Origin of the sequence: Streptomyces sp. NPDC087422 (assembly GCF_044744145.1) — a bacterium.
GTDB lineage: Bacteria > Actinomycetota > Actinomycetes > Streptomycetales > Streptomycetaceae > Actinacidiphila.
This window is the reverse complement of record NZ_JBIUXT010000005.1, coordinates 424,384-436,090: the sequence shown is the minus strand read 5'-3', so window position 1 is coordinate 436,090 and position 11,707 is coordinate 424,384. Positions and strand designations below refer to the sequence as shown.

Here is an 11,707-nt window from a genome sequence, read left to right as displayed (position 1 = left end):
AGTATCGACGACCGGGCACGTCGGGGAAGGGCCGGGCGGCCGGAGGCGGGGCGGCGCTCAGGTTGTGTTCAGGCGCCGCGTGCCAGCCTGCGCGGCATGACAACGACCATGGAACGCTCGGGCTCCGCGCCCGGGGTGCGCACGATGCTCAACAAGGTGCCGGAAGTCACCGTCTACTTCTGGCTGATCAAGGTCTTGTGCACCACGGTCGGCGAGACCGCGGCGGACTATCTCAACACCAGTCTCCACATGGGCCTGACGAACACGACGTACGTGATGTCGGTGCTGCTGGTGGCGGCCCTGGTGGCGCAGTTCCGGGTACGGCGGTACGTGCCGGGCGTGTACTGGCTCGCGGTGGTGCTGATCAGCGTGGTGGGCACCTTGGTCACGGACAATCTGACCGACAACCTCGGGGTGGCGCTGACCACCACGACCGCGGTCTTCGCGGTCGTCCTGGCGGCGACCTTCGCGCTCTGGTTCGCCGTCGAGCGGACGCTGTCGATCCACAGCATCCGCACCCCGCGCCGTGAGGCGTTCTACTGGGCGGCGATCCTGTTCACCTTCGCCCTGGGCACGGCGGCGGGCGACCTGGTCGCGGAGCGGATGAACCTCGGCTACTGGCTGTCCGCGCTCGCCTTCGGCGCGGTCATCGCGGTGGTCGCGCTGGCGCACTTCCGGCTGCGGCTGAACGCCGTGCTCGCGTTCTGGCTGGCGTACATCCTGACCCGGCCGCTGGGCGCGTCCCTGGGCGACTACCTCTCGCAGCCGCGCGCGGACGGCGGTCTCGGCCTCGGCACGGTGGGCACCAGCGCGCTGTTCCTGGCCACGATCCTGGCGCTGGTCGTCTACCTGACCCGGACCCGCAAGGACCAGCGGCCCGCACCGCACACGCCGCTGGACGAGCACGCCCAGCAGGACCGGCGGGCGGCGGAAACCGCCTGATGACGTACGAGGCTGCCACCGTCCTGTCTGCGCTGATACGCGGCCCGCGCCGGTCACCGGCGTCCACCGGTCCCCCGTGCCGTATCGCAGCAGACAGGAACGACAGCCCGTGCGTGCTCCCTTCGTCCCCCGCGCCCTCGCGCGCGTCCAACGGTCCCTGACCTGGCTGATGGCCCTGGCCTACGCCGTCGCGACGGTCGCTCCCGCCGCCGGTCTGTGGCTGCGGCACCTGCGGTGGAGCGTGCCGCGCGGGGTCGGCGTACCGGCCGCCGCGCTGTCGCCGCCCGCGGCGCTGCTGGCGTTCGTGCTGTTCACGGCGGCCCTTCAGGTGCCGGTGCGGCGGCTGCCCGCGCTGGCCAGGCGCCCGGGGGCGCTGATGACCGGTACGGCGGTGAACGCGGCCGGGCCGCTGCTCGTCCTGCCCTTGCTGGCGGGACTGTTGCGGTTCTCGCCCGACACCGACGGCGGCAGCGGGCTGCTGACCGGGATCGCGCTCGTCGGCGCCATGCCGGTGGCCGGGGGCGCGACGGTCTGGGGCGGCCGGGCGGGCGGCAACCACGCACTGGTGGTCGGCATCGTGCTCGCCTCCACGCTGCTCAGCCCGTTGACCACCCCGCTGACGCTCTCCATGGCCGCCGTCTTCGCGCACGGCCACTACGCCCACGATCTGGGGCGGATGGCCGGTGCCAGCAGCGGCGCCTTCGCGCTGGCCGGGGTCGTCACGCCGTGCCTGGCCGGGCTGTTGGCGCAGCGGATGACGTCGCGGGAGCGGCGGGACCGCGCGCTTCCCGGTCTGAAGCTGGCCGCGCTGCTGGCGTCACTGCTGTTGACGTACGCCAACGCGTGCGGCGCGCTGGGCGGTCAACTGCGGCACCCGCAGGTGGCGTTCATCGCCGCGTCGGTCGGTGTGGCGGCCCTGGCGTGCCTCGCGGCGCTGGCCGTCGGCTGGGGTCTGGCGCGCGGTCTGCGCAGTGACCGGGCCGACACGGTCGCGATCACGCTGGCGTCGGGGATGAACAACAGCAGCGCGAGCGCGGTGCTCGCGGCGACTCATCTCCCCGCGCATCCGCAGGTGTTGATGCCGGTGCTGGCGTACAGCATCGTGCAGAAATTCGGCGCGGGGGCGGTGGACAGCTTCCTCGGCCCCCGCGCCGCCGCCGGATCCCGGCGGCGGCGCGGGCGACCGCGCGTCACGTCCGGTGCTACGCGCCCGCGTTCGCGGGCAGGTCGCGGTGACTGACCGCCAGGAAGCCCACCAGCGCGGCGATCAGGACGGTGAGCACCAGGCTGACCGGTCCCGTGCCCCAGCCGAGGCCGCCGCGGTGGAGGGGTACGCCCATCCAGTCGGCGAAGGACGCGCCGAGCGGGCGGGTGAGGATGTACGCCCACCAGAAGGCGGCCACCACGTTGAGCCCGAGGAAGCGGCCCGCGAGCGCCGGTACGGCGATCAGGACGGCGAAGACGACGCCGGAGGAGAAGTAGCCCAGGTGCAGGCTGCCCGCGGTGAGGTCGCCGGCCGCGGTGCCGAGCGCGAAGGTGGTCAGGACGGTCGCCCAGTAGAACGCCTCGCGGCGCGGGGTGCGGACGCTGTGGATGGACAGCGTCCCCTCACTGGCGTACCAGGCGGTGAGCACGGCCGCGAGGATCAGCGAGAAGGCCACCGTGGAGACCGCGTACGGTACCCCGGCCACCACGTGCACGACGTCGGCGGCCATGGTGCCGAAGACGCTGACCATGACGATCGCCGACCAGTAGATCCACGGCGAGTGGCGCGGCGCGCGGAACTGGGCGACCAGCAGCGCCACCAGGCCGATCAGGCCGAGGCCGCCCGCGACGACCGGGCCGAGCGCGCGGGCCAGGAAGTCCGAGGTCGTCTCGCCCATGCCGGTGGTGAGCACTTTGGTCAGCCAGAACCAGGCGGTCACCTCCGGCACCTTGCTCAGGGCGCCGCCGGCCGCGAGGCCGCTCCGCCCCGTCCGCCGGTGCCGTACGGGACCGGCGCCCGCCGACTCGTACGGCATCGCTCCGACCGTCCGCGCACGCGCGGACCGCTGCTCCACAGGTTGTTCCACAGGACCGCAACTCTCCCGGCGCGCAGGCCGATTCCGCTCTCCGCACAGCACGGCCCCGAGCACGCGCCGACCAGGGCGGCGAGCCCCGACAGGCCGACGACTACACGACTGTAGACGAACGGCATGCGGGCGAATCGGACACGCGGGCGGTCCGCGCCGATCCTTTGCCGACCCCTTACCGGGACCCGCGACGGACAGCGCCCACGGCGGTCGCCGCGGTTCCCGGGGACCGGCCGGGCCAGGCGGTCAGCGCAGCGTGGCCGTGAAGCTGCGGCCGTACGCGTGCCGGGTGGTCACCTCGACGCGGGTGCCGCCGGGCACACGGGAGACGCGCACGCCGTCGTCGGCGGTGACCGCGCGCAGCGGACGGCCCCGGAGGAGGAGCGTGATCCGGTCGCGCCGCGTGGTGGGGTCGGCGACGGCGAGGGAGACCACGCCGCGCCGGTCCTCGCGCAGCAGGACGGACGCGGGCCCTTCGACGGAGAGCCGCTCGGCGTGGTGCGAACCCGCGGTGAAGGTGTTGACGGCGAGCAGGCCCAGGTCGCGGTGGCGTATCGCCTGCGCCGCCGTGGAGTTGGCGACCACCGACAGCGGGCCGCGGGCGTACGACCGCAGACGCGCCTCGGTGGCGTGCGGGACCAGGGCGTACGCCACGGAGACCGGCCGCGCTCCGGCGGCCTGCTCGACGCGGACGGCGAAGACCTGCTTGGTCACGGTGGTGTCGGGGTTGGAGGTACGGACGACGCGGCGGCTGCGGGCGACGGTGTCCAGCGCGACGGTGGTGCGCGGTCCGGACCGCCCGTGTCCCCGGTCCGGTTGTCGCCGGTCCTCGAAGCCGTCGAGGAAGACGTACCCCACGGCCGTGCCCTGGCCCGCGTCGGCGTAGCGCAGCCAGGCCAGCGGCGCGGTGCCGGTGCCGGACCACGGGGCGCCGTCGCGCAGCCGCCCGGTGAGGGTGACCGGGTCCGCCGGGTCGGCGATCCGGGTGTCGAGCGTCGTGGTCACCGCGCGGCCCGCGCCGTCGCCGACTCCGGCGGCGAGGACCACGATCTCGTCGTCGAGCATGAACCAGGACTTCGTGGCGTCCGCGTTGCGGTAGACGACGAAGTCGTCCGGCAGGAGCCCGGCCCGCTCGGCGGCGTAGGCGGCGTCGTCGGACTGCACGAAGGCGGCCGTCCCGTACGCGCCGAGGGTGGCGCCGCCGGAGAGGGCGTTGGTGGCGCGCGGGAAGTAGACGTAGGTGTTCTGCGACTCGGAGGAGGCGGTGAAGCCCTGGTCCGGGTTGTCGTACCAGGCGGTGCCGTACAGCTCGGGCACGCTGCGCCGGGTCTCGACGGGGGCGGTGACGCCCGCGAGGCCGTAGGGCGACACGGCGGTGAGGTAGTCGATGCCGTAGGCGCGGGTCTGGTCCTGGCCGGTGAGATACAGGTAGTGGGCGCCGTCGCCCTGGAACCACGGCAGCAGATTCTCGCCGCTCATGTACTCGTACTTGCTGATCCTGGCCGAGCTGCGGGCCAGCGCGAAGGCGTAGCCGGGGCGGCGGTGGACGGTCCTGTCCATGGAGTTGAGGGCCGCGTGGTGCGCGGCCGGGACGAGGTCGCGCGCCGGGGCCGAGGTGTCGGCGAGGATGTCGGCGTAGCGGACGACGGTCGTCGGGGAGACGAAGCTGACCGGGTCGAGGGCGGCCCGCGAGGTCTGCCGTACGTAGCGGACGTAACCGGCCAGCGCCGCCGCGTCGCTCGCGGAGGCGTAGGCGGATATTCCGGTGACGGCCTCGACGACGGTGGCGACGTCCGCGTATCCGGTGGTGGTCCTGGAGATCGCGCGGCCCTTGACGATCTCGGTCATCCACCCCTCGAAGATCAGCGGCGCGAAGCCCTCGGCGATCCAGCCCTGCACGACGCCGATCAGGTCGTCGCCCTGCACATGGCTGGTGCCGTCGAGCATCCGGACCGTCTGCACGACGCGGCTCAGCAGCCCGGTGCCGTACGAGCCGGTGTAGGCGACGGAGGCGTGCTGGATGAAGGAGCCGTCCGCGTAGAAGCCGTCGGTGACGCCGTGCCGCAGACCGTACGGGTCGATCGTGGCGAAGACCGTCAACTGGTCGGCGACGGCCTTGGACGTGCGGGCGTCGTCGCCGAGGACCGCGCCTTGCAGGATGCGGTTGGTGGTGATGTCGGCGAGGTTCGCGCCGGTGTGGAAGCGCGAGTCGAGGTCGACGTCGCCGTCCTCGCCATTGCGCAGATAGGCGTCCATGGCGGACACGAACGCGGCGGTGAGGTCGGGCCGGTAGGCGGCGAGGGCGTCCTGGAGGAGCAGCAGCGTCTTGGTGACGTGGGTGGAGATGCCGATCTCCCAGTTGAACCAGTTGCCGTAGTAGCCCTTCGCCTGGTCGCCGTAGTAGCCGTCGTAGAGGAAGGCCAGGCCGTCGATGACGCGCCGCTGCACGGCCACGTCGTCGCGCAGCCCGGAGCCCGGACCGCCGGGCGCGCCGGGTACGCGGGTCGCGAGCGCCGTCTCGTACAGGTACTGGAACGACGTCGTCAGGTTGGTGTCGCTGGTGCCGAGCGTCAGGCCGCCGAAGAGCTGATGCGCTCCTGCCGTGCCCAGCGCGGCCAGCCTGGCGCGGGCGGTCGCCTCGATCGCGGTGAGCTTCGCGGCGACCTCGGGGCGAACGTTGGACTCGGCGGTACCGGCGAAGACCGCCACCGTGTTGGCGACGAGCGCCGCCTGGTCCGCGCTCGCGCTGTGCGCGCCGCCCGCCGGGACCGGGCCGTCCGCGGCTCGCGCGCGCAAGGGTGCGACCAGGGCCGTCAGGCTCGCCGCCGGGACCGAGGAGAGCAGGACACGACGGGATATCGGCACGGCGGCGGCTCCAGGGAAACGGGGACGGAAAGCGCTTGCTGCATTGAAGCAACGCGGGCCACGCCTGTCACTACCCTTGCACGGCGTCCGCGCCGGGCCACGGGGGAAGGGACCGGTTCCGCGCCTCGGGCCGTCCGCCGCCGACGGCATTGCGGCGGCGCTCCCCCGCGGCCACAGTGGGCACATGACTGACGCGGCGGCCCCGGACCCGACAACGATGCTGGCCACGGCCCTGGAGGAGGCCCGCGCCGGGCTCGCCGAGGGCGGCATCCCGATCGGCGCGGCCCTCTTCGGCCAGGACGGGCACGTGCTGGGCCGCGGGCACAACCGCCGGGTGCAGGACGGCGACCCGTCGGCGCACGGCGAGACCTCGGCCTTCCGGGCCGCCGGACGGCTGCGCGGATACGGGCGCACGACGATGGTGACGACGCTGTCCCCGTGCTGGTACTGCTCGGGGCTGATCCGGCAGTTCGGCATCGGCCATGTGGTGATCGGCGAGGCGCGCACCTTCTCCGGCGGCCACGACTGGCTCGCGGAGCACGGCGTGCGGATCACGCTGCTGGACGACCCCGACTGCGTCGCGCTCATGCGGGATTTCATCGCGGCCCGGCCCGAGCTCTGGTACGAGGACATCGGGGAGTGACGGCCGGCCGGTCGCGCCTCCCCGAGGCAGCGGTACGGCGCGCGGGCGGCGGGAAATGCGCTTGCGGCGCCGTGACCAGGTGTTCCTAGACTGGGCGGTATGCCCGCCGTCGAGGTCTCCGCCGTCGATCTGCACCGCATCGCGTCCTTCCGCGCCGCCTTCCAGCGGCGGCAGGCCCGGTGCGTCGTCGAGTTCCCCGGCGGCGCGGCGGTCCTCAACGGCGCGTACGCCGCCTCCCACGAGCACAATCAGATCGTCGTGGAGGGACCGGTGGCGGTGGACGAGCTGCCCGCGTTCGCCGACGCCGTACTCGCCCATCTGCCGCACCGCCGGATCTCGGTGCTGGACGACGAGTTCGGTGTGCTGTGCGCGCCGACGCTGCTCGCGGCCGGTTACGAGCACGAGACGGAACTGGTGATGCGGCACTCGGGTCCCGCGCCCGCGCCGGACCCGGCCGCCGAGACCGTCACGCCGCGGGCCCTGCGGTCCGCCGTGCTGCGCCAGACGCGGCAGTGGCTGCCGAAGGCCGACGACGAGGTGCTGCGCCAGCTCACCGACCGCCGCGCCGCCCGGCTGCGGGGCGCGGAGCAGGTGCGTTTCCTGGCGGTCAGGGACGAGCAGGGGGCGGTCGGCGCGTGGACCGACCTCTACCTCGACCCGGCGGAGGGCATCGCGCAGATCGAGGAGGTCGTCACCGCGACCACGCATCAGCGGCGCGGCTACGCGGACGTCAATCTCGCCACCGCCGTGCACCTGGCGGCCGGGTGCCCGCTGCTGTTCCTGATCGCGGACGCGGACGACTGGCCGCGCACCTGGTACGCGCGGCGGGGCTTCACCCCGATCGGCCGCTCACACGTCTTCACCCGCGCCGCGTGAACCGGGTGAGCCGCCGCCTGAGCCGGACGAGCCGTCCGCGCTGCCCGAACCGCGCGAATCGTATGCTCCCGCGCGGGAGCGCACGAGCACGGCGGCGATGTCGTCGTCGAGCTGTCCGTCGCTGAAGCGCAGCAGCTCGGCGCGGAGCTGGTCGAGCAGTTCCCTGGGCTCCACGGGCGGTCTGCCGCTCACCCATCGGCGCAGCGAGAAGAACGCGCCCGTGTCGTCGCGGGTCTCGATGACGCCGTCGGTGTAGAGCAGCAGCCGGTCGCCGCGGACCAGCGGGACGGTGTCCATGCGGTAGTCGGATCCGATCAGCACGGCCATGTTCAGGGGCGGTGACGGGGCGCTCGGGTCGAGGGACGTGGCCTGGTCGCCGCGCAGCAGCAGCGGCGGCGGGTGGCCGCAGTTGAGGAGGACGGCGTGGCCGCCGTCGGCCGGGATCTCGACGAACAGGGCGGTGGCGAAGCGCTCGGGCGCGTCGCCGCCGGGGATCGACGCGCTGTAGCGGACCACACTCCTGTCCAGCCTGCGCGCGACCGCCGCGAGGTCGGGTTCGTCGTGGGCGGCGTCGCGGAAGCTGTTGGCGATCGCCCCGGCCGCGCCCGCCGCGTTCAGCCCTTTGCCGCGGACGTCGCCGATGAGCAGGCGTACGCCGTGCGGGGTGTCGGCCGCCGCGTAGAAGTCGCCGCCGATCCGGGCCTCCGCGGCGGCGGCCACGTACAGCGTCTCGACGTCCACGTTCCCGACACGGGGCGGCACCGGCCGCAGGACGACCGCCTGTGCGGTGTCGGCCACCGATCTGACCTGGGTGAGGGTCTCCTCGCGGTGCAGCCGGCTGTGCGCCGCGTATCCGGCCGCGGCGGTGACCACGGCGATCGCCCCGGCCGTGAACAGCATGTTCGGGGAGTCGATGATGAGCGAGTCACCGACCACCACGGCGGTCGCCACCACGCCCAGCGCGACGGTCGGGCGCACCGGCCACATGGAGGCGGCGAGCGCGGGAGCGGCGGGCAGCAGGCGGCTGATCGCGAAGTCGGTCGGAGTGACCAGCGCCACCACAATGATCATCACGGTCAGCAGGAGCGGGGTCAGGAGGACGGGATCCCATCGGACGTCCGGCCACCAGGAGCGCCAGCGGGATCGGATCGTCTTCACACCGTCGAGCATAACGGTGCATATCGGACAATACGTCTTCCCGGCCAGGCGGGTCGGCCGCTTCCTGCCGCGTACGCGAGGGCACGTGAACCGCGCCGCGCGGCCGTCCGCCGGTCTCCCCGGCCGACCGGCTGACGGCTGACGGCTGACGGCTGACGGCTGACCGACTGTACGTCCATGAGCCGGACGCGGTGAGTCCGCCCTACGGGGTCCACTCGTCGGCGAGCAGCCCGAGGACCACCTCGTCGAGGAAGGAGCCGTACACCCAGGCCGCCCGGCGCAGCGTTCCCTCGACGCGGAATCCGGCGCGCGTGGCCGCGGTGATCATCCCGGTGTTGTCGGCGAGGGTTTCGAGCTGGATCCGGTGCAGACCGCGCACGACGAAGCCGTAGTGGCACAGCGCGCGCACGACGTCGGTGCCGAGGCCGCGACCGCGGTAGGCGGGGCGCAGACCGATCCCGAGGTGGGCGAGCCGGTTGTGGGTGTCGATTCCCCACATCGAGGCCGCGCCCGCCAGCTCCCGCGTCCGGGTCTCCACCACGGAGAAGACGACCACCTCCGGAGGAAGCCCGTTCACCGCGTACGGTGAGTCCGCCGTGCCCGGCGATATGGGGCGCCAAGGGCGGGAGTCGGAGCGGGACCTGCCCACCACGTCGTCCTGCAACTCGGCGTGGAGCACCGGGACATCGCTCTCGATCCTGGCCCTGAGCTGGATTTTCTCGCCTTCTATCACCCGGCATTGCTATACCGGCCGCATGCGTCGGTCAACCGAATTCGAGGCCGGCGCCCGCACCCCCGTACCCGTGCTGAAAGAGGTCTCCCCGTGAAGGACGAACACGAATTCCTCGCCGCCGCGGACATCCCGTGGACCCCGGCGGAGGGCTCGCCGGGCGTCAGCGAGCGCGTGCTGTCCGCCGACCCGGCCGCCGACGGAGCGGAGCTGACCCGGCTCGCGCGCTGGGAGCCGGGGCTCGACACCTCAGCCGCCGGGGTGATCAGGCATGCCTACTACGAGGAGGTCTATCTCCTGGAGGGCGAGCTGGAGGATCTGACCCTGGGGAAGACCTTCGCCAGCGGCCACTTCGCCTCCCGCCCTCCCGGCATGCCGCACGGCCCGTACCGCACGGGCCCGGGCTGTCTGATGCTGGAGATCCGCTACCGCCCGCGCCCGAGCTGACCGGCCGTCCCCCGGAGCCGGGCGGGTGACGCGGCGGTGGCATGCTGGACGGCGTGTCCACCATCCCCGCCGACGCGGAGCCGATCGTGGCCGAGGCGCCGCCCGGCGCCGCGGCCGAGCCGCTGATGACGCAGTGGTGGCTGGACCTGGCCTTCGTGCACTGGCCGGTGGAGCCTGGGCTGGTGGCACCGCTGCTGCCGCCGGGCGTACGGCCCGACACCCTGCACGGCGTCACGTACGTGGGTCTGGTCGCCTTCCGCATGCACCGGGTCGGCTGGTTCCGGCTGCCCGGTGTGCCGTACCTGGGCACCTTCCCCGAGACGAATGTGCGGCTGTACTCGGTGGACGAGCGGGGGCGGCGCGGTGTGGTGTTCCGGTCGCTGGACGCGTCCCGGCTGATACCGGTCGTCGTGGGCCGGGGCGTCTTCCGGCTGCCCTATCTGTGGTCGCGGATGTCGGTGCGCCGGGACGCCGACACCATCACGTACACCAGTTCCCGCCGCTGGCCGGGGCCGCGCGGCGCGCGGGCCTCGCTGAGCGTACGGATCGGTGAGCCGGTGGCGGAGCCCACGGAACTCGAACACTTCCTCACCGCCCGCTGGGGCATGCACAACGCCTTCTTCGGGCGGCCGGTGTATCTGCCCAACGCCCATCCGCGCTGGCCGCTGCACCGCGCCGAGCTGCTGTCCCTGGACGAGGACGTGGTGACGGCCGCCGGTCTGGCCCGGCCGCTGGGGGACCCGGTCAGCGTGCTGTACTCCCCCGGCGTCCCGGTCCGCTTCGGCCTGCCGAACAAGCCCGCGGGCATCCCGACCCCGTAGCGCGTGTCCCCTGCCCTTGCGGACTCCCGTCACCGCCGGTCATCACCGCCGGGCTTCACAGTCGCTCGTACCGCCGGTCTTACGGTCGGCCGCGCCAGGCCACGGCCGGTTCCCGGAGCGTGCCGGCCGCGGCCGACTCGGGGGCGCTGCAGTACGGCAGGTCGTCCAGCGGGTGGCCGGCGCAGAAGCGGGTGACGAGGTCGGCGAAGTCCGCGATCCGCTCGACCGGCGCGAGGTGGTCGGTCTCATCGATGGTCAGGAAGGTGGCCGCGCGCAGCACCGCGGCGACCTCGCGGCCCATCTCCGGGGTGCACAGCGTGTCGTACTCGCCGGTGACGACCAGGCTGGGCACCGCGGGTACGGGCTCCGGCCGGTACCACTCGTGCCGCATCAGCCGCTTGTTGTGCTCGGCGGACTTCCGCAACTGCTCGGCGTCCTGGCCGATCAGACCGCCGTACACCAGGCGGGCGACGGCCGCGTGCTTGCGTACCCGGCCGGTGCCGGGCGGGGACATGAAACGGTCGGTGAGCTCGCGGGCGATCCGGTCGGTCTCGCCGCGGTCGATCATGCCGTCCCAGCGTTCCATGGCCGCCGCGTAGTCCGGCGGGATCCGGGTCGTCATGCCGACGAAGAACAGCCGCTCGACCCGCGCCGGGTAGTGCTGGGCGAAGCGCAGGCCGACGGCGCCGCCGAAGCAGGCCGCGACGAGGTTGACTGCGGGCACAACCAGCTCGTCCAGCAGATGCCGGACGACGGCGGCCAGGAAGTCGATGCCGTAGAACGCCGGGAGGAAGTCGGCGGTGCCGTAGCCCGGCAGGTCGACGGTGATCACGTCGGCCGCGGTGCCGATCCGCTGCTCGTGCCGCATCCACGAGTGCCGGTCCTGGGAGGAGCCGCCGAGGATCAGCAGGGGGGCGTCGACCGGCCGTTCGTGGTGCCTGATTCGGCAGGTGTAACGGAAGCCCTCGTACTCCAGATGCCACTCACTGATCCGGGCGAATGGCCGCGCCGTGGCGCCGTCGCTCTGGGCGGGCACCGGGCCGGGCAGGCAGGCGGTCGGCTCCTCGCGGGCGGCGGTGGCGAAGGACAAGGGGACTCCAGGGTTCGATGGCGGGCATCGACTCCTGCCTAACAGGGCGAACCGCCTCCGTGC

The 11,707-nt window shown here is 73.2% G+C and carries 11 protein-coding genes; 6 read left to right on the top strand and 5 right to left on the bottom strand.

Annotated elements, in window-relative coordinates:
• Nucleotides 1–96: 96 nt before the first annotated feature.
• Nucleotides 97–942, top strand: a complete 846-nt coding sequence (locus ACIO6U_RS19035) for a hypothetical protein (RefSeq protein WP_391047751.1) — start codon at nt 97–99, stop codon at nt 940–942.
• Between the two features lie 109 nt (nt 943–1,051).
• Nucleotides 1,052–2,182 (top strand): sodium-dependent transporter, encoded by a 1,131-nt coding sequence (locus ACIO6U_RS19030; RefSeq protein WP_401720485.1) that lies wholly within the window; start codon nt 1,052–1,054, stop codon nt 2,180–2,182.
• Here the strand turns inward: ACIO6U_RS19030 and ACIO6U_RS19025 are convergent.
• Both ACIO6U_RS19025 and ACIO6U_RS19020 read right to left on the bottom strand, forming a co-directional pair.
• Nucleotides 2,145–2,963 (bottom strand): hypothetical protein, encoded by an 819-nt coding sequence (locus tag ACIO6U_RS19025; protein WP_401720482.1) that lies wholly within the window; start codon nt 2,961–2,963, stop codon nt 2,145–2,147. The two genes, ACIO6U_RS19030 and ACIO6U_RS19025, sit on opposite strands and share 38 nt — an antisense overlap.
• Before the next feature lie 297 nt (nt 2,964–3,260).
• Complete coding sequence (locus ACIO6U_RS19020; protein ID WP_401720479.1) at nt 3,261–5,879, bottom strand: polysaccharide lyase family 8 super-sandwich domain-containing protein; 2,619 nt, start codon at nt 5,877–5,879, stop codon at nt 3,261–3,263.
• Nucleotides 5,880–6,063: 184 nt separating this feature from the next.
• On the opposite strand from ACIO6U_RS19020, the gene ACIO6U_RS19015 reads away from it, so the two are divergent.
• Together ACIO6U_RS19015 and ACIO6U_RS19010 are read left to right on the top strand one after the other, a co-directional pair.
• Nucleotides 6,064–6,522, top strand: a complete 459-nt coding sequence (locus tag ACIO6U_RS19015; RefSeq protein WP_401307403.1) for a nucleoside deaminase — start codon at nt 6,064–6,066, stop codon at nt 6,520–6,522.
• Nucleotides 6,523–6,621: 99 nt separating this feature from the next.
• On the top strand, nt 6,622–7,398 hold the full coding sequence (locus ACIO6U_RS19010; protein WP_355334907.1) for a GNAT family N-acetyltransferase: 777 nt from the start codon (nt 6,622–6,624) through the stop codon (nt 7,396–7,398).
• On the opposite strand, the gene ACIO6U_RS19005 is transcribed toward ACIO6U_RS19010, so the two are convergent.
• Nucleotides 7,372–8,556, bottom strand: coding sequence for a SpoIIE family protein phosphatase (locus ACIO6U_RS19005; RefSeq protein WP_391047759.1), 1,185 nt, complete (start codon nt 8,554–8,556; stop codon nt 7,372–7,374). The genes ACIO6U_RS19010 and ACIO6U_RS19005 overlap by 27 nt on opposite strands.
• 202 nt (nt 8,557–8,758) lie before the next feature.
• Nucleotides 8,759–9,289, bottom strand: a complete 531-nt coding sequence (locus ACIO6U_RS19000; RefSeq protein WP_391047761.1) for a GNAT family N-acetyltransferase — start codon at nt 9,287–9,289, stop codon at nt 8,759–8,761.
• Nucleotides 9,290–9,379: 90 nt separating this feature from the next.
• Here ACIO6U_RS19000 and ACIO6U_RS18995 point away from each other — a divergent pair, with 90 nt between their 5' ends.
• Nucleotides 9,380–9,733 carry a cupin domain-containing protein gene (locus ACIO6U_RS18995; RefSeq protein WP_401720474.1) on the top strand — a complete coding sequence of 118 codons (354 nt, stop codon included), beginning with the start codon at nt 9,380–9,382 and terminating at the stop codon, nt 9,731–9,733.
• Nucleotides 9,734–9,858: 125 nt separating this feature from the next.
• Entirely contained in the window at nt 9,859–10,554 is a 696-nt protein-coding gene (locus ACIO6U_RS18990; protein ID WP_391048219.1) for a DUF2071 domain-containing protein, read from the top strand.
• 79 nt (nt 10,555–10,633) lie between these two features.
• Here ACIO6U_RS18990 and ACIO6U_RS18985 read toward each other — a convergent pair whose 3' ends face one another.
• Nucleotides 10,634–11,644, bottom strand: a complete 1,011-nt coding sequence (locus ACIO6U_RS18985; RefSeq protein WP_355334916.1) for an alpha/beta hydrolase — start codon at nt 11,642–11,644, stop codon at nt 10,634–10,636.
• Nucleotides 11,645–11,707: the final 63 nt, after the last annotated feature.